This window comes from Pseudomonas sp. TWP3-1 (genome assembly GCF_049896625.1).
In the GTDB taxonomy this organism is placed as follows: Bacteria; Pseudomonadota; Gammaproteobacteria; order Pseudomonadales; family Pseudomonadaceae; genus Aquipseudomonas.
Genome location: NZ_JAFCUQ010000002.1, coordinates 22955 through 45828 on the forward strand (window position 1 = coordinate 22955; position 22874 = coordinate 45828).

Annotated in this window: 20 protein-coding genes and 1 riboswitch; of the genes, 7 read left to right on the forward strand and 13 right to left on the reverse strand. The window is 60.0% G+C overall.

The genetic code is table 11. The features are described from left to right. Positions 1 to 17 precede the first annotated feature (17 nt). Complete coding sequence (locus ACP7BN_RS03320; RefSeq protein ID WP_426201623.1) at positions 18 to 764, forward strand: RsiV family protein; 747 nt, start codon at positions 18 to 20, stop codon at positions 762 to 764. On the opposite strand, the gene cytX is transcribed toward ACP7BN_RS03320, so the two are convergent. The 3 genes from cytX to ACP7BN_RS03335 form a co-directional block, all read right to left on the reverse strand. Beyond that, positions 733 to 2025 (reverse strand): putative hydroxymethylpyrimidine transporter CytX, encoded by a 1293-nt coding sequence (cytX, locus tag ACP7BN_RS03325; protein ID WP_426201624.1) that lies wholly within the window; start codon positions 2023 to 2025, stop codon positions 733 to 735. The two genes, ACP7BN_RS03320 and cytX, sit on opposite strands and share 32 nt — an antisense overlap. A 168-nt stretch (positions 2026 to 2193) precedes the next feature. Beyond that, a complete protein-coding gene (gene thiC / locus ACP7BN_RS03330) occupies positions 2194 to 4083 on the reverse strand; it encodes a phosphomethylpyrimidine synthase ThiC (protein WP_426201625.1) in 1890 nt (629 codons plus the stop codon). A 146-nt stretch (positions 4084 to 4229) separates the two neighbouring features. Then, positions 4230 to 4335, reverse strand: a riboswitch (TPP riboswitch). Between the two features lie 7 nt (positions 4336 to 4342). Next, the gene (locus ACP7BN_RS03335; protein WP_426201627.1) at positions 4343 to 4516 is read right to left on the reverse strand and encodes a hypothetical protein; all 174 of its coding nucleotides are present in this window, start codon (positions 4514 to 4516) and stop codon (positions 4343 to 4345) included. A gap of 15 nt (positions 4517 to 4531) precedes the next feature. Here ACP7BN_RS03335 and ACP7BN_RS03340 point away from each other — a divergent pair, with 15 nt between their 5' ends. Then, positions 4532 to 5965: a TolC family outer membrane protein gene (locus tag ACP7BN_RS03340; RefSeq protein ID WP_420646981.1), complete on the forward strand. Its 1434-nt coding sequence runs from the start codon at positions 4532 to 4534 to the stop codon at positions 5963 to 5965. 155 nt (positions 5966 to 6120) lie between these two features. Here the strand turns inward: ACP7BN_RS03340 and waaA are convergent, their stop codons facing one another. Then, a complete protein-coding gene (waaA, locus tag ACP7BN_RS03345) occupies positions 6121 to 7395 on the reverse strand; it encodes a lipid IV(A) 3-deoxy-D-manno-octulosonic acid transferase (protein WP_426201628.1) in 1275 nt (424 codons plus the stop codon). Between the two features lie 11 nt (positions 7396 to 7406). Then, a complete protein-coding gene (locus ACP7BN_RS03350) occupies positions 7407 to 8309 on the reverse strand; it encodes a LysR family transcriptional regulator (protein WP_426201629.1) in 903 nt (300 codons plus the stop codon). Positions 8310 to 8411: 102 nt separating this feature from the next. Between ACP7BN_RS03350 and ACP7BN_RS03355 the strand changes: the two genes are divergently transcribed. The 4 genes from ACP7BN_RS03355 to ACP7BN_RS03370 all read left to right on the forward strand — a co-directional run bounded on the left by ACP7BN_RS03355 (position 8412) and on the right by ACP7BN_RS03370 (position 11786). Continuing rightward, positions 8412 to 8744 (forward strand): DMT family transporter, encoded by a 333-nt coding sequence (locus ACP7BN_RS03355; protein WP_210702982.1) that lies wholly within the window; start codon positions 8412 to 8414, stop codon positions 8742 to 8744. Between the two features lie 72 nt (positions 8745 to 8816). Further along, entirely contained in the window at positions 8817 to 9992 is a 1176-nt protein-coding gene (locus ACP7BN_RS03360) for an NAD(P)/FAD-dependent oxidoreductase (RefSeq protein ID WP_426201631.1), read from the forward strand. Further along, positions 9989 to 10801, forward strand: coding sequence for an aldo/keto reductase (locus ACP7BN_RS03365; protein ID WP_420651285.1), 813 nt, complete (start codon positions 9989 to 9991; stop codon positions 10799 to 10801). The genes ACP7BN_RS03360 and ACP7BN_RS03365 overlap by 4 nt, the downstream gene beginning before the upstream one ends. 31 nt (positions 10802 to 10832) lie before the next feature. Beyond that, entirely contained in the window at positions 10833 to 11786 is a 954-nt protein-coding gene (locus ACP7BN_RS03370; protein ID WP_420646976.1) for a metal ABC transporter ATPase, read from the forward strand. 12 nt (positions 11787 to 11798) lie between these two features. Here the strand turns inward: ACP7BN_RS03370 and ACP7BN_RS03375 are convergent, their stop codons facing one another. From ACP7BN_RS03375 to msbA, 5 genes are all read right to left on the reverse strand, one after another. Next, the gene (locus tag ACP7BN_RS03375) at positions 11799 to 12605 is read right to left on the reverse strand and encodes a hypothetical protein (protein WP_420646975.1); all 807 of its coding nucleotides are present in this window, start codon (positions 12603 to 12605) and stop codon (positions 11799 to 11801) included. Positions 12606 to 12674: 69 nt separating this feature from the next. Continuing rightward, the gene (locus ACP7BN_RS03380) at positions 12675 to 13379 is read right to left on the reverse strand and encodes a hypothetical protein (RefSeq protein ID WP_426201633.1); all 705 of its coding nucleotides are present in this window, start codon (positions 13377 to 13379) and stop codon (positions 12675 to 12677) included. After that, positions 13380 to 14354, reverse strand: a complete 975-nt coding sequence (locus tag ACP7BN_RS03385; RefSeq protein ID WP_420646973.1) for a glycosyltransferase family protein — start codon at positions 14352 to 14354, stop codon at positions 13380 to 13382. A 117-nt stretch (positions 14355 to 14471) separates the two neighbouring features. After that, positions 14472 to 15893 (reverse strand): bifunctional D-glycero-beta-D-manno-heptose-7-phosphate kinase/D-glycero-beta-D-manno-heptose 1-phosphate adenylyltransferase HldE, encoded by a 1422-nt coding sequence (hldE, locus tag ACP7BN_RS03390; protein ID WP_420646972.1) that lies wholly within the window; start codon positions 15891 to 15893, stop codon positions 14472 to 14474. A gap of 174 nt (positions 15894 to 16067) precedes the next feature. Then, positions 16068 to 17870 (reverse strand): lipid A export permease/ATP-binding protein MsbA, encoded by a 1803-nt coding sequence (msbA, locus tag ACP7BN_RS03395; protein ID WP_426201634.1) that lies wholly within the window; start codon positions 17868 to 17870, stop codon positions 16068 to 16070. A 155-nt stretch (positions 17871 to 18025) separates the two neighbouring features. Between msbA and ACP7BN_RS03400 the strand changes: the two genes are divergently transcribed. After that, complete coding sequence (locus ACP7BN_RS03400; protein ID WP_426201636.1) at positions 18026 to 19888, forward strand: O-antigen ligase family protein; 1863 nt, start codon at positions 18026 to 18028, stop codon at positions 19886 to 19888. A gap of 18 nt (positions 19889 to 19906) precedes the next feature. On the opposite strand, the gene ACP7BN_RS03405 is transcribed toward ACP7BN_RS03400, so the two are convergent. Genes ACP7BN_RS03405 through ACP7BN_RS03415 form a run of 3 tightly spaced genes read right to left on the reverse strand, consistent with a single transcriptional unit; the run spans position 19907 to position 22823 of the window. Next, positions 19907 to 20791, reverse strand: a complete 885-nt coding sequence (locus ACP7BN_RS03405; RefSeq protein ID WP_420646969.1) for a glycosyltransferase — start codon at positions 20789 to 20791, stop codon at positions 19907 to 19909. Next, a complete protein-coding gene (locus tag ACP7BN_RS03410) occupies positions 20788 to 21942 on the reverse strand; it encodes a glycosyltransferase family 4 protein (RefSeq protein ID WP_426201638.1) in 1155 nt (384 codons plus the stop codon). Before ACP7BN_RS03410 ends, ACP7BN_RS03405 begins: the two co-directional genes overlap by 4 nt. Next, positions 21939 to 22823 (reverse strand): DUF6625 family protein, encoded by an 885-nt coding sequence (locus ACP7BN_RS03415; RefSeq protein ID WP_426201640.1) that lies wholly within the window; start codon positions 22821 to 22823, stop codon positions 21939 to 21941. Before ACP7BN_RS03415 ends, ACP7BN_RS03410 begins: the two co-directional genes overlap by 4 nt. Between the last annotated feature and the right edge of the window lie 51 nt (positions 22824 to 22874).

Sequence of the window (22874 nt, forward strand, 5' to 3'; positions counted from 1 at the left end):
CTTCAGAAAGGACGCCCATGTCGCTTTTCAAAATTGCCTCCGTGGCCGCCATCGCCCTGACCCTGGGCGCCTGCGCCAGCCTGTTTCAGCCCAATCTGCGCACGCCGCTGGAAACCACCCGCGATGCGTCGGAACAACTCAAACCTGGCTGCTCAAACCCTGATTGCCCGCTGGTGAATATCGATACCCTGCGCTTCCCGGCCGAACCTGCGCTGGACGGCATCATCGAAAAACGCCTGCTGCAAATGACCCGCACCGACGCCAATGCTCCGGTTGCGCCGACACTGGCTGCCTATCGCGAGCAGTTTCTGGCGAACGCCGGCCCGCGCAACAGCATTTATCTGCAAGCGAAAGTACGTGAGCAGCATGACGGTCTGGTGATCATCGAACTGTCGAGCTACCTCGACACCGGCGGTGCGCATGGCACGCCGGGCCGCGGCTTCATCAACTATTCGCGCCAGCAGCACAAGGTGCTGAACCTGTCGGACATGTTGCTGCCGGGTCAGGAAGAGGCGTTCTGGAAAGCTGCGCAGGTTGCGCACAACAGCTGGCTGATCAGCACCAAGCTCGATCAGGAAGCCGAGTTCATCAAGAGCTGGCCGTTCGTGAAAACCCCGCACGTGGCACTGACCTACGGCGGAGTGATCCTCAAGTACGAAGTGTCGACTATCGCGCCTTACGCGCTGGGCCACATCGAACTGAAGATCCCTTATCCACGTCTGAACGGCATCCTCAAGCCTGAGCTGTTCCCCGGCCGTAACTGAAGGCTCGACCGAGCACAAGTTGCAGCAGCCCTGCCAGCACCAGCGCCGGCAGGGTTGCGCCGACATCCGGATACAGATTGGCCAGCACGTGATAGGTGCTTACCCCACCCAGCCAGGCCAACAGCGCCGGCCAGCGCAATGCGGCCGATGCGACCTGACCGCTGCGTTTGCGCAAGATGAAGTGATCCACCAGCACCACGCCGAACAGCGGCGCAAACACCGAACCGATCAACAGCAGGAAATTCTGGTACTGCGCCAGTGGCGCCAGCAGCGCGATCAAGGTGCAGATCACGCCGATGGCCAACGCCAGATGTTCAACTTTCGCGCGCAACAGAATCCCGCTGGAAACCGCTGCCGAGTGAATGTCGGCGAAGGCGTTTTCCGACTCGTCGAGCAGGATCAACAACAACGGAATCCCCAGCCCCGCACCGGCCAGTGCCAGTAGCAGCGCGTTGACTTCACCGCTCGGCGCAAACGCCAGCGTGTAGGCCACGCCGAGGCTCATCAGCCAGAAGTTGCCGATGAAGAAACCGATGGCGGTGCCACCGAAAACATTCTTCGCACGTTTGCCGAAACGCGAGTAATCAGCGATCAGCGGCAGCCACGACAGCGGCATCGCAATCGCAATGTCGAAGCCCACGGCGAACGGCATCGAACCGTCACCGGAGCGCGCCCAGATTGCGGCCAGGTCAGCTTTGGCAAACAGGTTCCAGGTCAGCCAGATGCACGCGCCCAGCAGCAGCCAGATACCCCACTTGCGCAGGATCTGCCGCACGAATGTCAGCGGGCCGCTGACGGCGAGCAAGGTCGCCAGCGCGCCGAAAAACAATGTCCACAGCACTGGGTTCGACCACAGCGAACCTTCGCTGAACGCACGGGTGCCGAGCAGGCTGGCGGCGTCGCGCATGACGATGATCTCGAACGAGCCCCAACCGATCAGTTGCAGCAGGTTGAGCACGGCCGGCAGGCTCGCGCCTTTTGCACCTAGACTGAGTTTCAGTGCGGCCATCGACGACAGGCCGGTGTCGCTGCCGATCACGCCGACGGCGGCCAGCAGCAATACGCCGACCAGCGTGCCGAGGAAAATCGCCAGCAACGAACCCGACAGGCCCAGACCCGGCGCCAACAACGCGCCGGTCTGCAATACCATCAGGCCGATGCCGAGGGAAAACCATAGGGAAAACAGATCTCGACCGCCGAATACCCGCTTGGCGGCGGGCACGGCGAGATCGGGGGAATAAGTGCTGGGTTGAATGCTCAAGGGTGTTATCTCAGAGGGACATTTGTTGTTTTTTTCAATCGCCATCGCGGGCAAGCCCGCTCCCACAGGGTCCTCGCTGATCACAAATTTTGTGGCCAACGCGGAACACTGTGGGAGCGGGCTTGCCCGCGATGACGGCGGTGATGTCACCGCCGCACGCAGGTCAGATCAAACCTTCTTGTACAACTGACTACCTTCCTTTTTAAACCGCTCAGCCTGCTCTGCCAGTCCCTGGGCAACCTCGGCGTCGACGGTTTCGATACGCTGGTTGGCCGCGTACTCGCGGACTTCCTGAGTGATCTTCATCGAGCAGAATTTCGGCCCGCACATCGAACAGAAATGCGCGACCTTGGCCGAGTCCTTCGGCAGGGTTTCATCGTGATACGAGCGCGCGGTGTCCGGATCCAGGCCGAGGTTGAACTGGTCTTCCCAACGGAATTCGAAACGCGCCTTGCTCAAGGCGTTGTCGCGGATCTGCGCGCCCGGGTGCCCTTTGGCCAAGTCCGCGGCGTGGGCGGCGATCTTGTAAGTGATGATCCCGGTCTTTACGTCATCCTTGTTCGGCAGGCCCAAGTGCTCCTTCGGCGTCACGTAGCAAAGCATCGCGCAACCGAACCAGCCGATCATCGCCGCGCCGATACCCGAAGTGATGTGGTCGTAACCCGGCGCAATGTCGGTGGTCAGCGGGCCGAGGGTGTAGAACGGTGCCTCGTCGCAGCACTCGAGCTGCTTGTCCATGTTCTCTTTGATCAACTGCATCGGCACGTGGCCCGGGCCTTCGATCATGCATTGCACGTCGTGCTTCCAGGCGATCTTGGTCAGCTCGCCGAGGGTTTCCAGTTCACCGAATTGCGCTTCGTCGTTAGCGTCGGCAATCGAGCCCGGACGCAGGCCATCGCCCAGCGAGAAGCTGACGTCGTAGGCCTTCATGATTTCGCAGATGTCGTCGAAGTGGGTGTAGAGGAAGTTCTCTTTGTGGTGCGCCAGGCACCACTTGGCCATGATCGAACCACCACGCGAAACAATGCCGGTCACGCGCTTGGCGGTCAGCGGCACGTAGCGCAGCAACACGCCGGCGTGGATGGTGAAGTAGTCGACGCCCTGCTCTGCCTGCTCGATCAGCGTGTCGCGAAACAGCTCCCATGTCAGGTCTTCGGCAACGCCGTTAACTTTTTCCAGCGCCTGATAAATCGGCACGGTGCCGATCGGCACTGGCGAGTTGCGGATGATCCACTCGCGGGTTTCGTGAATGTGTTTGCCAGTGGACAAATCCATCACCGTGTCCGAACCCCAGCGAATGCCCCAGGTCAGTTTCGCCACTTCTTCTTCGATGGAAGAACCGAGCGCACTGTTGCCGATGTTGCCGTTGATCTTCACCAGGAAGTTACGGCCGATGATCATCGGTTCCAGTTCGGTGTGGTTGATGTTGGCCGGAATGATCGCGCGACCGCGGGCGATCTCGTCACGGACAAATTCGGGTGTGATGATTTTCGGCACGCTGGCGCCGAAGCTGTGGCCGGCGTGTTGCTGGTCCAGCAGCCCGGCAGCGCGGGCCTCTTGCAGCTTCATGTTTTCGCGGATGGCGACGTATTCCATCTCGGCGGTGATGATGCCCTTGCGGGCGTAGTGCATCTGGCTGACGTTGGCCCCGGCTTTGGCGCGGCGCGGGTTGTTGACGTGGGCGAAACGCAGCTTGGTCAGTTCGGCATCGGCGAGGCGTTGCTGGCCGAAGTTCGAGCTCAAGCCGGGCAGACGCTCGGTGTCGCCACGGTCGTCGATCCACGCCGAACGCACATCGCCCAGGCCTTTGCGCACGTCGATCACCACGTTGGGATCGGTGTACGGGCCGGAGGTGTCGTAGACGGTGACCGGCGCGTTGATTTCGCCGCCGAAGTCGGTCGGGGTCACATCAAGGGAAATTTCGCGCATCGGTACGCGGATGTCCGGGCGAGAACCCTGAACGTAGACTTTTTGCGAACGGGTGAACGGCTTGACCGATTGTTCGTCGACCTTGGCCGAGTCACTCAGGTTGATCGCGTTTTTAGAATTTGTAGTCATCACGGGCTCTCCAGACAGCATCCAGGCAGTGGATTGTCGGAGCAGAACCTGAAAGGCACGGACGCACCAGGACTGGTGCTGTGCATCGTCGTCGAGCGTTCGATTGTCGAACAATTTCCCGGACGAAGCACAAGAGGACTCGCCGGGTGACGAGAAATCTTGTTCCCTACGCAGGCGCTAACCTGATCAGGTTCAACGGGATCCGAAATTATTCGATCTCAGCCTCATAGCAAGGCACCCCGACAAGAACCCGGCCAGTCTAGACACAACCGGCAAAGAACGCCAACACCGTGGCATACACCATGATGAATGGCGCAATTAGCGGATTGTTGCGATGCGCGCGCGCAACTACACTCGCTACGCCATGCTGCGCCTTGACGCTGCGCGGGCCGCGTCTTACCTTTGGCGCGCGGATTACTTCCATAATATTCATGCTAGGGATCGCCTCATGCTGCGCAAACTTTCACTGGCTGTTGCCGTGTCGTGTGCCTCCACCGCAACGGTCTGGGCAGCAGAAGCGCCTTTATCGACCAAGACCGATCTGGTCAGCGTTTATCAGGAAGCGGTCGACAACAACGCCGACCTCGCTGCCGCCCGCGCGCAGTACGGCGCACAGAAAGAAATCGTGCCGCAGGCACGCGCCGGGTTGCTGCCGAATCTGTCTGGCGGTGCCGAAGTTGCCGACGTGCGCACCGCCATCGATCAGCCCTCGGCTGTGGCAAATCGCAGCGCGCATTCGTATCAGGCGACCCTCGCCCAACCATTGTTCCGTGCAGACCGCTGGTTCCAGTATCAGGCGGCCAAGGACGTCAACGAACAGGCTGCGCTGCAACTCTCGGCCACCGAGCAGAACCTGATCCTGCAAAGTGCTGAAAGCTATTTCAACGTGCTGCGCAGCCAGGACAACCTGGCCTCGACCAAGGCCGAAGAAGCCGCGTTCAAACGTCAGCTCGATCAGTCCAACGAACGCTTCGATGTGGGCCTGTCGGACAAGACCGACGTGCTGCAATCGCAGGCCAGTTACGACACCGCGCGGGCCAACCGGATCGTTGCCCAGCGTCAGGTTGATGATGCGTTTCAAGCGCTGATCACTCTGACCAACCGTCAGTACAACTCGATTCAGGGCATCGTCCACACCCTGCCGATCTTGCCGCCGGTACCGAACGACGCCAAGTCGTGGGTCGACACCGCTGCCAGACAGAATCTCAATCTGCTCGCCAGCAACTACGCGGTCGCCTCCGCCGAACAGACGTTGAAGCAGCGCAAGGCCGGGCACTTGCCGACCCTTGATGCAGTGGCGAAGTACGAGAAAGGTGACAACGATAATTTCGGCTTCAGCAACCCGAATGCATTCGGCACGCCGTATGGCGGCAACGTCGAACAGCGCACGCTGGCCTTGCAAGTGAACATCCCGATCTACAGCGGCGGCCTGACCAGCTCGCAAGTGCGCGAGTCCTACTCACGCCTTGATCAGACCGAGCAGCAGCGCGAAGGTCTGCGCCGTCAGATTGTCGAGAACACGCGCAATCTGCATCGCGCGGTCAACACCGATGTCGAACAGGTGCAGGCGCGCCGCCAGTCGATCATCTCCAACCAGAGCGCGGTCGAAGCCACGGAAATCGGTTATCAGGTGGGTACGCGCAACGTCGTCGACGTACTCGATGCGCAGCGTCAGCTCTACACTTCGGTGCGCAACTACAACAACACCCGCTACGACTATATCCTCGACAACCTGCGGCTGAAGCAGGCGGCGGGCACGTTGAATCCGGGGGACTTGCAGGATCTGGCGCGCTATCTGAAAGCCGACTACAACCCGGACAAAGACTTCCTGCCACCGGATCTGGCCAAGGCTGCAGCCGAACAGCTCAAGGCCCGACCTTAAAAGCAAATTGCGAACGGCATCCTGTGGCGAGGGAGCTTGCTCCCGCTGGGCTGCGAAGCGGCCCCATTATCTAAGACACCGCGTCGTCAAGTTTTGCGACTGCTGCGCAGCCGAGCGGGAGCAAGCTCCCTCGCCACAATAAGCGTTTCAAGCGGTTATTTGATCAACCTGCCCAACCCATCCAGCAAGCGCTGCAACGCGCCCTGATTGCGGCGCATCACGCTCAGTCCGGCTTCGGCCATGCGCTGCGCATCGCGTGGCAGTTCGAACAGCCGCTGCACTTCCACCGCCAAACCTTCGGCATCATCCACTTCAACCAACGCCCCGGCGCTGCGCAGTTGCGCGGCGATGTCGAGGAAGTTGAACAGGTGCGGGCCGCAGATCACCGGTTTCGCCAGTGCCGCCGGCTCCAGCAGATTGTGCCCGCCGTTCGGCACCAGGCTGCCGCCGACGAATGCGCTGTCGGCCAAGGCATACAGAAACAGCAACTCGCCCATGGTGTCGCCGAGCAGCACCGAAGTGCCGGCCTCGACGTTAACGCCGGTCGAACGACGCACCGTCGCAAAGCCTTCGCGCTGGCACAACTCAAACACCGAGTTGAAACGCTCCGGATGACGTGGCACCAGAATCAGCAGCGCATCGGGATGATTGGTCAGCAAACGACGATGCGCCGCCAGCACCACTTCGTCTTCACCTTCGTGAGTACTCGCGGCAATCCACACCGGGCGCTCCTGCGCCTGCCACTGCCCGCGCAATTCAGCAGCGCGTTGCAACAGTTGCGGGTCGATGGTCAGGTCGAACTTGATCGAACCGGTAACCTCGACCGTTTCCGTGCGTGCGCCCAAATCGCGGAAGCGCTGGGCCTCGGCTTCGGTCTGCACGGCAAACAGGCTCATCTCGGCGAGCATCGGCGCGGTGAGTTTGCTGAAGCGGCCATAGCCTTTGGCTGAACGCTCGGACAAGCGACCGTTGGCCAGCGCCACCGGAATTCCGCGTTTGGCGCACTGATGAATGTGGTTGGGCCAGAGTTCGGTTTCCATGATCACCGCGAGTTTCGGCTGCGCACGATCGAGAAAACGCGCCGCCGCACACGGCAAGTCGTACGGCAGATAGCAATGTTGAATGCGTGGCTCGTTGGCGAACAACGCCTGAATCCGCTCCGAGCCGGTCGGGGTCATGCAGGTCACGGTGATCGGCAACTGTGGATAACGTTGCAGCAAGGCGCGAATCATCGGCGCCGCCGCGATGCTTTCGCCGACCGACACCGCGTGCACCCAGATGCCGCCCGGTTGAAGCGCCGGCATCCCGTAGGAAAAGCGTTCGCCAATCCGCTTGGCGTAGGCCGGCGCCTTGCGCGAGCGCAGCCACAGCCGAATCGCCACCAATGGCAGCCCCAGATAAAACAGCGCGGTGTACAGAGTTCTATTCATGGCGGCGGAGTTTATCGACTTTTCTCGCCAATCGCGCGCAAGTGCACGGCAAAACGCTCAGCCAGCCAACGGGCGGCTGGGCCCAGCGGCTCGTCACGGCGCCAGACCAGTTCGACCACCAGCGCCGGCGGCGTCCATTCGCTGTCCAGTTCGACCATCAAGCCCTGATACGCCGAATACTGCACCACATGCCGTGGCAGCCACGCCCAACCCAGATCGCGCACCAGCCATTCGGCCATCACGTAAAAACTGTCGGCACGCCAGACTTGCGGGCTGGCCGGCTCGCTGCCGGGGTAGACGCTGGTCTGGGTCGACATCAACAGTTGCCGATGTTGCGCCAGTTGCTGGCAATTGACCGCCGACTGCTTGGCCAACGGGTGATTGATGCCACACACCGTGACCATCTCCACACTGCCCAACACGCGACGCTCCAGCGCTTCGGGAATTTGGTCGTGATAGAACAGCAGCCCGAGATCGGCGCGGCGCTCGACCAGTTTGCGCGCGACTTCACCCTGCGCGGCGCTGGTCAGTTGCACTTCCAGGCTGGGAAACTGCTCGGCCAGCGCGCCGAAGCTTTCCACCAGCGCCTGATACGGCATCGCTTCGTCTTGCGCGACGCGCAACTGCGCTTCCTGGCCGCGCAGCATCGCCATCGCCCGGCCATTGAGACGCTCGCACTGGCGCAGCACCTCGCGCGCTTCTTCGAGCAATGCTTCGCCCGCTTCGGTAAGGCTAGGCTGACGCCCGCTGCTACGCTCAAACAGGCTGACACCCAGATCGTCCTCGAGCATGGCAATCGCGCTGCTGATCGCCGACTGCGCTTTGCGTTGCTGACGCGCCACGGCAGAAAACGAACGCTGCTCGGCGACGGCGATGAATACGCGTATCTGATCGAGATTCCACTGCATGCTCATGCGACAACCCATCTTTCAAACAGATAGGTAATGACTTTACCGCATCTGAACAATCTCTAGAATGCCGACCTCAGAAAGCAACGTTTCACACGAGGATTGAACATGAACGCTTACGCCTACCTGGCCATCGCCATCTGCGCCGAAGTAATGGCCACCGTTTCGATGAAAGCGGTCAAAGGCTTCAGCACGCCGCTGCCGCTGCTGGTGGTGATTGTCGGCTACGCCATCGCGTTCTGGATGCTGATCCTGGTGGTGCGCACGGTGCCGGTGGGTGTCGCTTACGCGGTGTGGGCCGGGATGGGGATTGTGATGGTCAGTATTGCGGCTCTGTTTATTTACGGGCAGAAGCTGGATGTGCCGGCGATGTTGGGCATGGGGCTGATCGTGCTTGGCGTGGTCGTCATCCAGCTGTTCTCGAAAACCGCGGGGCATTAAAAGCAGCTTCGGGTTGCAGCTTGCAGCTTGAAGCTTGAAACTTGCGACTTCTTCAAATCCCGAGGTCGCTGCATGCCATCCGTTATTTCCACCGACGTGCTGATTGTCGGCGCTGGTGTCGCCGGCCTCTGGCTGAATGCGCGCCTGCGCCGTCAGGGTTTTTCGACCGTGCTGGTGGAAAGCGCCAGCCTCGGCGGCGGGCAGAGCGTGAAGTCCCAGGGGATTATTCATGGCGGCGCCAAGTACGCGCTGCACGGCGCGTTGACCGGCGCATCCGAAGCCATCGCCGACATGCCACGCCGCTGGCGTGAAGCGCTGGCCGGCGACGGCGAACTCGACCTGAGTGGCGTGCGTCTGTTGTCTGAAGCGCATTATCTGTGGTCGCCGGGCACGCTGGCCGGCAATCTCACCAGTTTCTTCGCCAGTAAAGCCGTGCGCGGGCGGGTCGATCAGGTCAAGGGCGAGCAACTGCCGCCAGCGCTGCAAGACAAGCGTTTCAAGGGCAAGGTCTACCGACTCGCTGAACTGGTGGTCGACGTGCCGAGCCTGATCGAGCGCCTGGCGGATCTGGCCGGTGACGGTTTACTCGCAGGGCAAAATATCGAACCGTTGCTTGATGGCGGTTTATTGGTCGGCCTCAGAGTCGACGGCCGCGAAATCCGCGCGCAACGTATCGTCCTCAGTGCCGGCGCTGGTACCGCAGCGCTGCTGGAGGCGCTGGGCTTGACGCACCCGGCGATGCAACGCCGACCGCTGCACATGATCATCGCCAAAGGCCCGAGCCTGAAACCGCTGTACGCGCATTGCCTGGGTGGCGGTACCAAACCGCGCATCACCGTGACCACGCACCCGGCCGCCGACGGCCAGTGGGTCTGGTATCTGGGCGGCGACATCGCCGAGTCCGACGGTGTGGCGCGCACGCCTGCCGAACAAATCGCCACCGCGCAAAAAGAGCTCGGCCAGTTGCTGCCGTGGATCGACCTGAGCACCGCGCAATGGGCAACCTTGCGCGTCGACCGTGCCGAGCCGCTGCAAACCGGCCTGACCCGCCCCGACAACGCATTCCTCGCCGAAGAAGGCCGACTGCTGGTCGGCTGGCCAACCAAACTGGCGCTGGCGCCGGACTTCGCTGATCGAGTCTTCGCATCCTTGCAACGCGACGGTATCCAGCCGAGCCAGCCGACCCCGCTGCCGGATCTGCCAAAACCACCAATGGGCGTTCCTGCCTGGGATCAATTACTGCCATGAGCCTGCCAACCCTGCACGAACTGCATCGCCCGTTGGGCAGCACCGGTCTGCTGGTTTCGCCGCTGGGTCTGGGCACGGTCAAACTCGGTCGCGACCAAGGCGTGAAATACCCCAATGGTTTTCAGATCCCCGACGACGACACCGCGCGCATGCTGCTCAGACAGGCGCGCGAACTCGGCATCAACCTGATCGACACTGCGCCGGCTTATGGCCGCAGCGAAGAACGCCTCGGCCCGCTGTTGCGCGATCAGCGTCAGGACTGGGTGATCGTCAGCAAGGTCGGCGAAGAGTTTACCGATGGGTTGTCCAGCCACGACTTCAGCGCTGCCCATACACGGATGTCGGTGGAGCGCAGCCTGCAACGTCTTGAAACCGATTTTATCGACCTGGTGCTGGTGCATTCCGATGGCAACGACCTGGCGATTCTGAATGACAGCGAGGTCTACGCGACCCTCGCTGCACTGAAGGCCGAAGGCAAGATCCGTGGCTTCGGTTTCTCCGGGAAAACCGTCGAAGGTGGCTTGAAAGCACTGGAGCAGGGCGATTGCGCGATGGTCACCTACAATCTGAACGAACAGAGCGAGAAGGCAGTCATTGACTATGCTGCTGCCCACGGCAAGGCCATTCTGGTGAAGAAAGCCTTGGCCAGCGGTCACGTTTGTCTGAGCCCCGGTGTCGATCCGGTGCGCGCCAGTTTCGAGTTGTTGTTCCAACAGCCCGGCGTAGCCAGTGCTATTGTCGGCACGATCAATCCGCTGCACCTCGCCCACAACGTTGCGACCGTTGCTCAAGTCCTTCGTGGTCACTGACGCCGCTTCGCGGCCTTAAGCTGGAGCCGACATGCCGCGCACGCTCATCAGAAAGAACCCGAGCAACTTCAAGACCCTGCCACTGTTCGTCGAAGCGACCCCCGAAGGCCTGACTTACCAGAGCGTCGGCATGCCGCTGAATTTCTCCCAGACTTTGCAACGCAGGCGTCCGGTCACGGTGCCGGACGCCGAGCGTTTTGCGCTGGAACTGGCCAACCTCGGCGTTTCGGTACGCCTGACCCTGCATTGGCAGAATCGCGATTATTGGGTGCTGGTGCGCCAGCGCCGGCAGGATCGCGGCGACGTGGTGTTGAAGCTGATTTCCGGTTACGTGCCGGCGCATGAACTCAATCTGCCGTTGCACACGGCGATCCAGGAGGTCGCTGAAGAATGCCTGCTGGAAACCCCGGAAGGCTGGCTCGGCGGGCGCTTCAAAGACACCTGGCTGCCAGCGCCCTACGCCACCGCCCTGCACTATCGCGAGGCGTTGCCGTTTCGCCTGACGCCGCTGTCCGGCTCGGCGCGTCCGGTGCGCTGTGCCAATTTGCAATTGATCGAGCGGCCGCGTGCCTATGTGCACTTGCCGACCGCGTCATTGCAGTTGATCTACGACTTGCGGCTGGACGTACCCAAGGAAGCCAAGAACCTCAGTCTGTTCCACGTCGATGAGCGACTGGAGGGCGACCAACTGGTCGCACGGCTTGATCGCAAGCGGCCGGATCTGTATCTGATGCCCTTGCAGGACGGTCAACCGCTGGCCGAGCTGTACACCCTCAAGCGCGACAAGCTCACGCCGGCCAGCACCCGTGGGCTGTATCTGGCCGAGAGCTTCGCCGCTCAGCAAGGCTGGGTGGTGCGCGAGGAGCGCATTCGCTGGAAAGACTGGCTGGTGCAACAAGGTTTCGCCGCGCCCAAAGTCACACGCCCGGGACTCAAGCAACTGAGCATCAAGGCGTTGCGAATGGTGGGGCTGGTCAAGAAGTGACGCGGCTTGACGCTAGCCGTTGCGCAGCTTGTCGAGGCCGGTACGTAACCGGGCAAACAAGTGGAAATAGCGATTCTCGCGCTTGCCCATGCCACGTTTGGGCGAGAACGATTCCTCGGCAAACGCGCCAGTAATGCGCACCCGCGAGGCCTGGGTGGCCATGGTGCAGACCTTGGCGTCAGCCTGTTGCAGCGCATATTTGAGCAAGCGTTCGGAGTGCAGCTTTCTGCCAGTGGCTTTGCAGAATTCGAATATTTTCTCGACGCGTTTGCCATACGCAACGTAGGTGTCGCGACCGCAAATGGCAAAACGGTCGTTGAGCCCGCCCCACCACTGCCAGTCCGGAATGTAGGCATTCAGCCGCCGGGCTTCCGGCTGCTTGAAGACATACGCCGGAAGCGCTGTATGGAAGAAATTGTCCGGCCGTACGAACACGACGAAATCCGGATTGAACGACTCCATCATGGTGGTCACGGCGTGCAAAGAATTGAGTTGGTAGATCAGGTTGCGTAGCGATGCGTAATCATCCGCCCAGGTATCGCCCTGCGCCTTGACCTGTTCAAAGTCCCAACGCTCCAGCACGCCGTCGGTTGAGGTCAGCGTGCCAGTCATCGACTCGAAGACCTGATAGTTGTCAGCGCTCAGCTCGCCGCGCTCATCGGAGCGGGTGTTCTGAATCTGGTCGATTTTGTACAGGTGATAAAAGCATTTGACGTTGCTGTCCGCAGGCAGTGACGCCAACACCTTCTCTTGAATGGAAGGGAAACATATCTGCGAATTTCTCGGAATCCCGAAAAAAGCCACCGCAATATTCAACACTGCACAGCACCTTGATCACGTCATTCGGGCCGGTTTTCGATGCCTTGCCAGGCGCGAACCGGGGATTGTCTATTTGCGGCGAAACAGCTTCTGCCACCAGCGTCGCGGTTGCAGCGGAACAACGATCACATCGGATTTCTGCAGCCAGTCGCGCTCGTAATCCCAGGCATGTCCGCCCCAGAGTTTGCCGGCCTCGTTGGAGAATCCGAGCGTCATCAACTGATAGGCATAACCGCTGTGACTGCGTAGCCAGTTGAGCAACACCAGCGTATTGAAGCCGGTTGACGGGCCGACGTAGCGCTTGCCGCCTGGCCGCTCGACCGGGTAGTTCCACAGCGGCGGCAACGGAATGCGATCCCAGTACATGGCCACTCGCGGCAACGGACACATCGGTGCAGCACAACCGACCACCAGCGTGAAGCAACGCTCGGCCGCCCGCTCGAAGAGCTGCTGCACATCCGGCGCGTAAGGCAGACCAAAAAAATACGCGTCTGGCGCGTTGAAACCATGCACGAACAGATTGACGCTCTGCTCATTGAGCAAAGGTGCCTTGATACAGTTGTTGAAGCTGACCACTACGTCGTTAGCACCGATGTCGAGCGCCTGAAAGTCCGCGAGGGTAATTGCAGGATTATTGGCGATCAGCACCACGCGAGCAGCTCGCTGCAAGCATGCCCGCAATTCTTGCGGCAATGCTTCCAACACCGACTGGTGACCGCCGGGCAGTGCATCCAGCGCCATGTGTTCGGCAGCCTGCGGCGATAGCTCCGTCATCTAGACCGGAACCTTCATGCCGTAACGCCACTTCACCCACAACCGCACGAGCGCGGAAGGCGGCTGCCACGGACGCATTTCGCGCTGGATCTCGCGGGCAAGCGTCTGACCGACGCGGGCGAAAGAGTAGCGGCTTTGCGCGAACGCCTGACCATTGGCGGCGATCCGCTGTGCGAGCTCGGGATCGTCCTGGAGCATTTTGATCTTTTCCACAGCCTCGGCTTCGCTGCGATAGAACACCGTGTTGTGCATGTCTTCAAAACCGAGCAGGCGGTCTTCCTCGCCCTGGCTCCAGGCCAACAGCACGCAACCGCAAGCCATCGCTTCGAAGTTCTTGATCATGAACTCGTTCATGCCGATATCGGCACTGACGAAAATCTTGATGCGATTGAGCGTTTCCAGATACTCGGTACCCGACTTGGTGCGGGTCACCAGCATGCCGGTACGCCGGGAAAGCGCCTCCAGCAACGCCTTGCGCTGGGCGTACTCGGTGCTTTTCAGGCTGCCAAGGAAACCGATGGGGATGTCGCGCTCGACGCCGGTATTGCGCAGCATCTGCTCGTCGTAGCCCTTGGAAACGAACACCGTGTCGATGCCTTCAGCCTGCATCCGCTGCGCCACGACCGCCCCGGAAACCACGGCGCGGCAGCTCGGCAGGCGCTTGTACAGACGCGAGTAAACACGCCGGTACTTACTCGCTGGCATGTAGTTCTGGTAGGCATCGTGTTCAAGAAAGACCAGACCGGGGATGCACTTGAGCACCCGCAGTTGCGGGGCCAGGCGTTTGACCCGGGAGAAAATCACCACACGATCGAAGGTCTGATAATCAACCGAGGCAAGAAATGGCCCCAGGTTCATCTGCTGCTGTTTGCTCAAACGGAAGATCAAACATTCGTCACAGTTCTGCTGCGCAATTTCGTAGAGCCGATCCAGAATCACACGCTGTTCGTCCATGACCAGAAGCATGACTTTCATAGTTTATTGACCACGCTACAGAGGCAAGCAGGTGCGCCGCCGCCGAAATTGCCTACATGGCGATTCCCGAGGCGAATCTGATTCGCACGCTGCGCGCTGTGGTAAAGATCCATGAGATCAACGACTGCGAATTTTTTCGACGATCGCAGTCGTCGAGCTGTTTGCTACAAGCCCGAGCACCGCAACGGTACCACCATAGGCTGTCACGATATCCGCACCCACTACCTGATCGACGCCATAGTCTCCGCCCTTGACCAATACATCGGGTTTTACTTCGCGCAGCAGATTTTCCGGGGTGCCTTCCGGGAAGCTGATGACCCAGTCCACGGCGCCCAGACCTGCCAGAACGGCCATGCGCCGGTCGACGCTATTGATCGGTCGGCCTGGCCCTTTCAGGCGGCTGACCGAGGCATCGTCGTTGACCGCGACAATCAATCGATCGCCTTGGGCCCGAGCCTGCTCGAGGTAGGTCACATGACCGGCATGGAGGATGTCGAAACAACCGTTGGTGAACACGATGCGCTCGTTGTGCGCACGGGCATCGGCCACTGCCTGCAGCAGTTGCTCCAGACCCAGCACGCCACGCTCGGAACCTTCTTCGCGCTGAATCGCACGGCGCAGTTCCGGAGCGCTGATCGCCGCCGTACCGAGCTTGCCGACCACGATGCCCGCCGCGAGATTGGCCAAGGCCACCGCATGCGGCAGTTCTTCGCCAGCGGCAATCGCTGCGGCCAGAGTGGAAATCACTGTATCGCCAGCACCGGTCACGTCGAATACTTCACGCGCACGTGCCGGCAAGTGCAGAGCGGGATGATCCGGACGCAGCAAAGTCATACCGTGTTCGCCACGCGTAACCAGCAGCGCGCCGAGGTCGAGATCGTGCATCAGCGTTGCGCCCTTGCTCACCAGTTCGTGTTCATCGGCGCAACCGCCGACGATGGCTTCGAACTCGCTGAGATTGGGGGTGATCAGGCTGGCACCACGGTAGATCGAGAAGTCCTTGCCCTTCGGATCGGCCAGCACCGGAATGCCTTTGGCGCGGGCAACCTGAATCAGCGCCTGATGGTTTTTCAGAGCGCCCTTGCCGTAATCGGACAACACCAACACTTTGATGCCTTCGAGCAGTTCGTCAACCTGTGCACCAAGTGCCAGCGCGTCAGTGGCGAACGGTTCTTCAAAGTCGATACGCAGCAATTGCTGGTGCCGGCTCATGACCCGCAGCTTGACGATGGTCGGCTGGTGCGCAATGCGCTGGAACAACGCGCGCACGCCCGCGCCCTTGAGACTGTTGCTCAGGCTGTCGGCGGCTTCGTCATCGCCGGTCACACCGACCAGCGAGGCCGGCGCACCCAGCGCGGCAATGTTCAAGGCAACGTTGGCGGCACCGCCTGGACGATCTTCGATTTGCTCGACTTTAACGACCGGAACCGGCGCCTCAGGGGAAATCCGTGAGGTTCCACCATGCCAGTAACGGTCGAGCATGACATCGCCGACCACCAAGACAGGGGCTTGATCGAATCGCGGCATGGACAACTTCATGGAGCAACCCACATACAAAATGAACAGGGGCGCGATATTAACACAGGGTGGGCGCAGGCTTGCGTGCTGGCTGCAACAGGATGAAACAGGTGGTTTTTTTGTGCACTTTTTGAGCACGGAGCGTCTTGGAAAGAATCGCCGGGCGCATTGCACGCCCGGTGATTTCGGGTCGGATCAGGCGATATCTACGGCAGGAGCGTCGAGGCCCATGGCATTTAGCCGCGCGTAATAGCCGTTTTGTGCCAGCAGTTCATCATGGGTGCCGCGTTCGACGATCCGGCCCTGATCCATGACCAGAATCAGATCGGCCTTTTCGATGGTCGACAGACGGTGGGCAATCACCAGCGTGGTGCGGCCCTTCATCACTTGATCGAGTGCAGCCTGAATGTGCCGCTCGGATTCAGTGTCGAGGGCCGAGGTGGCCTCGTCGAGAATCAGCAGCGGGGCATTCTTGAGCAGCGCGCGGGCAATCGCCAGACGCTGACGCTGACCACCGGAGAGCAATACACCGTTCTCGCCGACCTGAGTATCCAGGCCTTCCGGCAGTTGCGCGATGAAATCCATGGCGTAGGCATCACGCGCGGCTTTTTCGATGTCTTCGCGCGGTGCACCGGCCAGATCGCCATAGGCGATGTTGTTGGCCACGGTGTCGCTGAACAGCGTGACGTGCTGGGTCACTTGCGAGATGTGGCGGCGCAGGTTGAGCAGCTTGTATTGCTCGACTTCCACACCATCGATCAGGATCTCGCCCTTGTCGTGGTGGTAGAAACGCGGAATCAGGTTGGCCAGGGTCGATTTACCGCTGCCCGAACGTCCGACCAGCGCGACCATCTGCCCCGGTTCGACCGAGAAGCTGATGTCGTCGAGCACCTGCCGCTCGGTGTCCGGATAGGTGAAGCTCAGATTGCGCACCTCGAGACGACCGGTCACCGCATCGCGCTCGACCGTACCGGTGTCGACTTCCGGGGCCACGTCCAGTTGCTCGAAAATGCTTTCCGCCCCGGCCACGCCTTTCTGGATGGTCGAACTGACTTCGGACAACTGGCGGATCGGTTTCGGCAACAGGCCGGCCAATGTGATGTAGGCAACCATGTCACCCGCCGAAGCGTCGCCACGCAGATACAGCACGAGGAACATCAGCACCGCCATGGCGCTGTAGATCACCAGTTGCAGCAGCGGCGTATAGATCGCCCCGGTGCGGGTCATGCGCAGCTGTTTATCGGTGTTGCCCTGGCTGGCGTCGAAGAAGCGCTTCTCTTCATAGACTTCGCCGCCGAAGCTGCGCACCACGCGATAACCCTGAATGGTTTCCGATGCGACGTGGGTCACATCGCCCATGGCCGCCTGGATTTTCTTGCTCTGTTTGCGGAATTTCTTGCTCGCGGTGCGCACCATTATCGCAATCAGCGGCAGGATCGCGACCATCACCAGCGTCAGCTTCCAGTTCATGAACAGCAACGAGGCGAACAGGAAGATCACCGTCATGCCTTCACGAATCACGACCTTGATCGCATCCGTTGCCGCCCCCGTGACCATTGTCACGTTGAAGGTGATACGGGAAATCAGATGACCGGAGTTATGCTTGTCGAAGTAGCGGTTCGGCAGCACCAGCAGGTTGTTGAACAACTGCACCCGCAAGTCGTGCACCAGACCGAGAGAAACCTTGGCGAGGAAATAGTTGCCCAGATAAGATCCCAGCCCCTGCCACGCGGCAATCAGGATGATCAGCAGCGGAACGGCCTGCAACAGTTGCAGATCACGCAGGTACGGCACGCTCGGGAACAGCACCGCTTCGGGATTGGACAGGCCATCGACAAAGTACTTGAGGATGTAGCCGAGCATCGGCTGCGTCGAAGCGAAAATCAGGAAACCGACGATGCTGATCAGGAACAGACTGATGTACGGCCGGACATAGCCGAGCAGGCGGAAGTAGATTTTCAAGCTCGAAGGGCTTGCAGCGGGACTGGAGTCGGTCATATCACGCGAAAGGTCGAGAAAAAGGACGCTGACTTTAGCACAGCTTCTTCGGGGTTCTGGCAATCGGGCAAAGGCTGTTATTGTTAGACGTCTTTTTCAGCATCAAATAGCCATCATCGAAATGGCCGATCAACTTCAGGATTGAATCTCACAGCATGCAATCTCGCGGCTTCAGCAATACGTCCAATCGAGTTTTCGATTTCATCAGCCTGTGGATTCTGCCCATCGGTTATTTCTTGCTCTTGTGCGCGCTGTTCTTTCTGCCGGGCCGCAGCCTGCATCACAAGCTGTTTTATGGCTTGTTCAGCATCCCGACGCTGATTGCCCTGTGCCTGCGCCCGCGGGCGTTGAAAGAGTTGTTGCGCGAACCGATCTTCATCGCGTTGCTGACCTTCGCCGCATGGGCTTTGCTCAGCCTTGCCTGGGGGCCGAGTGAAGAATCGGTCAGCGGCATGGTCAAAGCGCCCTTGCACACCATCATGCTGTTCGTCGGCTGCTACCTGCTGGTGCGCTATTGCAATGACATCCTCGCGCCCTTGCTGTTCAGCGCCGCGCTGGTCGCATTGATCGCCACGATCTGCTTTATCACCCAATTCATCTACCACCACGAACCCGGCACGCGCCTGGTCGGCGGCGGGGCGTTCGACAATCCACTGCTCAGTTCGCACATGTTCGGGTTTTTCTGTGCCTACTGGCTCAGCCTGAGCATGACCTGCAAGCACAGCCGTGTGCTGTGGCTGAGCGTGCCGGCGATGCTGATCATGTTTGCCGCAGTCATCGGCACCGGCTCAAGAACCCCGCTGGTAGCACTGACCATGGCCGCGCTCTGGCTCGGCTTTATCTGCTGGAATCGTCGCTCTCTGCTGCTGTTGGGTACATTGGCCGCCAGCGGCATCGCGGTGATCGCGCTGTTCTCGAAAATGCTCATCGAGCGCGGTGACTCCTATCGCTTCGAAATCTGGCAGATCGCCCTGCAAAAGATTGCCGAACATCCATGGATCGGACATGGCTACAACGCCAGCCTGGCGATTGATCCCGGCGTCGGTTACAGCTTTGAAGAGCCACACAGCTTTGCGCTGGGCGTGCTCTATTACGTGGGCATCCTCGGCCTGCTGCCGTGGTTGTTTTTCCAGGCTTGGGGTTTGCTCAGCAGTTGGCGCCAGCGTGTGCAACCGTTGCTGATCATTGCCTCGACCTGGCTGGTGTTCGGCATCGGCGCCGGTCTGACCGAGGGCGGCGGGATCATTTCGCGGCCCAAGGAGCACTGGTTTCTGCTGTGGATTCCACTGGCGCTGATCGCAGCGCTGAGCATCAATCAGCGCGCACGGCGCTTGCTGGCAATGCCGGTACAAAAGCTTGCGCCGGCCGATCTGCAACGCCTGAACAGCGATGCCCAGGTGATCGAAGAAGACGGCCTCGGCCCCAAAGTGCTGCGCCTGGTTGACGGCAGTTTCCTCAAACTGTTCCGCCGCCGCCGCTGGTACACGTCGGGCAGTTTCAACCCGTATTCCGAGCGTTTTGCCGTTAACAGCGAGCAGCTGCGGACCATGGGCATTCCGACGCCACAGGTGCTGAATCTGTATCGCCTCGAGGACGGCAGCAGCGCGGTCCATTACCAGCCACTGCCGGGCCACACGTTGCGCCAGGTTCTGCAAAGCATCACAGCACCAGCGGTGCGCGGCGCGCTGGTGGAACGCTTCGGCAAATTCATGGCGCAGTTGCATGAGCAAGGCGTGTATTTCCGCTCGCTGCATCTGGGCAATGTGCTGGTTCTGGAGGATGGTGAGTTCGGTCTGATTGATCTGGCCGACCTGCGGGTCTACCCGTCCCCCCTGAGCCTTTCGTTGCGCCAACGCAATCTGCGCCACATGCAACGCTACACCGTGGACAAACGCTGGCTGTTCGAAGAACACCTTGATGCGTTGCTTGAAGGGTATGCCGTAACGGCGTCGAAATCAGCTGTGGATAACTTGCGCAGGCAAGTCCTGGCTGGCAGCACCCCAGCCCCCGTCAACTGATCGCGCGCGGGGTTAGCCTCAGTCCTTTTCCAGTGGTGAAAAGTACAGGCGCCCCAATCCACGCCAGGTCTTCTTGTTCCACGCGCGAAACGGAATCTGCGCCAGCAGTTCACGCGCCATTGCGCGGTCGCGGTTGGCGAGTTTGAGGAACATCGAACTGAGAAACTTGTAGCGCACTTCGTCGTACAGCGGATGATCGCTGAACAACGCGTAGGTGCGCAGAATGTTGTCAGTCATGAAACGGTGATTCTTGTAGGAGTTGGAGGCGTGCTTGCGATAGCGCGCCATCACCACGCTCAAGCCATCAATGAAATACCCGGCGCGAGTGACCTTCAATTCGATCAGCAAGTCCTCCAGGCGAATCGTCGGATCAAAACCGCCGACCTTTTCCAGCGCTTCACGACGGATCATCAGCGTCGGCGCCGGCGGATAGGGTTTGCGCTCGAGAAACATGTCGTCGAAATCGATGCGGCGGAACGGCACGTCACGGCGCTGACGCTTCTCCGGATACAAGTTGCCTTCGGCGTCAATCAGCTCGATGTTACCGGCACAAATGCCCACCTCAGGCTTGCCGTCCATATGCGCGACCTGGATGGCGATGCGGTCTGGGTACATGATGTCGTCCGAACCGAAGGGGACGATCAGGCTGCCTTTGGCACGTGCGATTGCACCGTTGAGCGTGTTGGTCAGGCCCTGATTCTCTTGCACTCGAAAATCGAATCCGTGCAACGCCTGCAAAGCCGTGATGCGCTCGACGCTGTCGTCCTGCGAACCATCGTCGACCACCAGCAACTCGATGTTTTTGTAGCTCTGGTTGATGACGCTGAGGATGCTTTCTTCGATATACGGGCCATGGTTGTACGACGCAATGATGACCGTAACGATGGGTTGTGTGTCGCTCATGGGCGTTCCTTGCGAGCTTGCTCGAGGCCGGAGTCAATCAGATCCAGGTACTCCTGACGGAACACCTCTATGTCGTGCTGTTCCTGCAGATAGCGGTAGGCTTGAGCGCCCTTGGCCTTGAGCTCTTCGTCAGAGAGCGCCAGATATGTGTCCAGCGCTGCGACCAGACTCGGTACGTCTTTGGGCGTAATCGCCAGACCGCCAGCGCCTTCGATCAACGGCACCATTGCCGGCACATTCGAAGCGATCACCGGCAAGTGCCCGCTCATGCCTTCCAGCAACGCCAACCCCAGGCCTTCAGCCAGCGACGGCATGGTCCAGATATCGAATGCGCGCACGTATTGCAGGGCGTTTTCCTTGAAGCCCAGCAAGTGCGCACGTCCCACCAGACCAAGCTGCTCGATCTCGGCCGCCAGCGGCGCCTGCAGGCGCCCGGCACCGATTATCGCCAACTGCGTGTCGGGGTATTTGTCTTTAAGTGCGGCGAAAGCCTGCAACAGATAGGTATGACCTTTGACCGACACCAATCGCCCCAGCGCGCCGATCAGACGCACATTCGGATCGATGCCGAGCAACTCGCGAGCGCGCTCACGGCTGTGCTGCAAACCTTCGGCCTGCTCGATATCAATGGCGTTGGTGATGGCCCAGGTGTTGGCGTCGGTGAAACCGCACTTGCAGTCCAGCAGGTACTGCTTGACCGCGGGCGAGACGCCGACGAAACGCCAGTGCCGATCAATCAGACGTTGCGTCTGACGGCGCCGGTAGAAGCGGTCGTATTCGCCAAAGCCGTGGGAAATGCCGATGCACAGCGGCACTTTCAGCCAGCGATTGAGCGTGAGCATCATGTTCACCGGTTTGAAGCGATTGCAGATGACTACGTCGAATTTTTCCTGACGACAGAATTTGTACAGCGCCCACATCGCGCGCAAACGCAGGCCCTTGAGCGACTTGTCGGAAAACTCGAAATACACCGAACGGTCGGCCCGGCTGACAGCCTCGCCCGGCCCTGGTTTGCCGCGCAGAAACGCTGCGGTTACCTCAAAGCGATCAGCCGGCAGGGCTTTGACAATCTGCTCCGCGAGGTCGGCGAAATCATGGGCTTTGACGTTGTAGTCTGGCTGCAGCTGCAGAACCTTTGACCGTTGACTCATAAATCTCCCCGGTGAAAACCCGTTGCATCAATGATCCAGGCGGGATCGGCAGCAATGCGCCTGATCTCGGCCGGATCGGGTTGAGGTAACCGCGACCATTCGTTGCGCTTCCAGCAGACGAAATGGAAATACGGAAACCGGCGATCGCCATCGCGATCGTTGCTCAAATTGCCATTGCGCCAAAACCAGCGGCGCGGAAAATCATCGGTGCCATCGTGCCACTTGATGCAGCCCCCGGGTGTACTGAATGCCTCAGTGAACTCGCTGCGGCGACGCCACGGATTGAACTTGCCCACCAGAGTGAACAGCGGCTCGGGAAAATTCTTGCGCCAGAGAAAAATTCGACTGAATGCTCCTTCATCCAGCGCATGGTGCTCTTGATCGGTAAACCGCAGCCGCCAATTCTTTATCTTCATGAACAGCTCACGCTTGCGCGCCGTGTTGCGCATCAGGCACAGATGCCCGGCAACCCGTCGTTCATGGGTCGAAAACAGGTCATATCCGGCCAGTCGATCAGGCGTGAAGTAACTTCGCAGGTCACCGTATACGAGGTCAATATCGCCGAATGCCCAAAAGTCATAGCCTTGCAGTCGATCGGCATGGATGTGGCCAAGCGCAGGCTTGATGTCGCACAGCTTGTAAGCCGCCCGAGGGGCGAAATCAATCCCCAGCCGTTTTGACACCAAGCCGCAGTAATCGTCGAACGTCATGGCCTCGACCGTGACGTTGGGCGGCAGATTCGGCGGTGTACCGCAGTCACTGAACAGCAGCCAATCAATGTCGGCATTGTGCCGGCAACTTTCAAGGAAGAACGGCATCCAGAATGGCCACTGGCCAAAATACGGAATCAGAAACAGAATCCGAGGGTATGGACTAATCACAGTAAATCACCGGCGCTATCAAACACACGTCAATGCTAAGCCGCGAATGGC

What these genes read in the sequence shown, in the direction of transcription:
- ACP7BN_RS03320 (WP_426201623.1), top strand. Translation starts at nt 18, where the DNA reads ATGTCGCTTTTCAAAATTGCCTCCGTGGCCGCCATCGCCCTGACCCTG.
- thiC (WP_426201625.1), bottom strand. Translation starts at nt 4,083, where the DNA reads ATGACTACAAATTCTAAAAACGCGATCAACCTGAGTGACTCGGCCAAG.
- ACP7BN_RS03335 (WP_426201627.1), bottom strand. Translation starts at nt 4,516, where the DNA reads ATGAATATTATGGAAGTAATCCGCGCGCCAAAGGTAAGACGCGGCCCG.
- ACP7BN_RS03340 (WP_420646981.1), top strand. Translation starts at nt 4,532, where the DNA reads ATGCTGCGCAAACTTTCACTGGCTGTTGCCGTGTCGTGTGCCTCCACC.
- waaA (WP_426201628.1), bottom strand. Translation starts at nt 7,395, where the DNA reads ATGAATAGAACTCTGTACACCGCGCTGTTTTATCTGGGGCTGCCATTG.
- ACP7BN_RS03350 (WP_426201629.1), bottom strand. Translation starts at nt 8,309, where the DNA reads ATGAGCATGCAGTGGAATCTCGATCAGATACGCGTATTCATCGCCGTC.
- ACP7BN_RS03355 (WP_210702982.1), top strand. Translation starts at nt 8,412, where the DNA reads ATGAACGCTTACGCCTACCTGGCCATCGCCATCTGCGCCGAAGTAATG.
- ACP7BN_RS03360 (WP_426201631.1), top strand. Translation starts at nt 8,817, where the DNA reads ATGCCATCCGTTATTTCCACCGACGTGCTGATTGTCGGCGCTGGTGTC.
- ACP7BN_RS03365 (WP_420651285.1), top strand. Translation starts at nt 9,989, where the DNA reads ATGAGCCTGCCAACCCTGCACGAACTGCATCGCCCGTTGGGCAGCACC.
- ACP7BN_RS03370 (WP_420646976.1), top strand. Translation starts at nt 10,833, where the DNA reads ATGCCGCGCACGCTCATCAGAAAGAACCCGAGCAACTTCAAGACCCTG.
- ACP7BN_RS03380 (WP_426201633.1), bottom strand. Translation starts at nt 13,379, where the DNA reads ATGACGGAGCTATCGCCGCAGGCTGCCGAACACATGGCGCTGGATGCA.
- ACP7BN_RS03385 (WP_420646973.1), bottom strand. Translation starts at nt 14,354, where the DNA reads ATGAAAGTCATGCTTCTGGTCATGGACGAACAGCGTGTGATTCTGGAT.
- hldE (WP_420646972.1), bottom strand. Translation starts at nt 15,893, where the DNA reads ATGAAGTTGTCCATGCCGCGATTCGATCAAGCCCCTGTCTTGGTGGTC.
- msbA (WP_426201634.1), bottom strand. Translation starts at nt 17,870, where the DNA reads ATGACCGACTCCAGTCCCGCTGCAAGCCCTTCGAGCTTGAAAATCTAC.
- ACP7BN_RS03400 (WP_426201636.1), top strand. Translation starts at nt 18,026, where the DNA reads ATGCAATCTCGCGGCTTCAGCAATACGTCCAATCGAGTTTTCGATTTC.
- ACP7BN_RS03405 (WP_420646969.1), bottom strand. Translation starts at nt 20,791, where the DNA reads ATGAGCGACACACAACCCATCGTTACGGTCATCATTGCGTCGTACAAC.
- ACP7BN_RS03410 (WP_426201638.1), bottom strand. Translation starts at nt 21,942, where the DNA reads ATGAGTCAACGGTCAAAGGTTCTGCAGCTGCAGCCAGACTACAACGTC.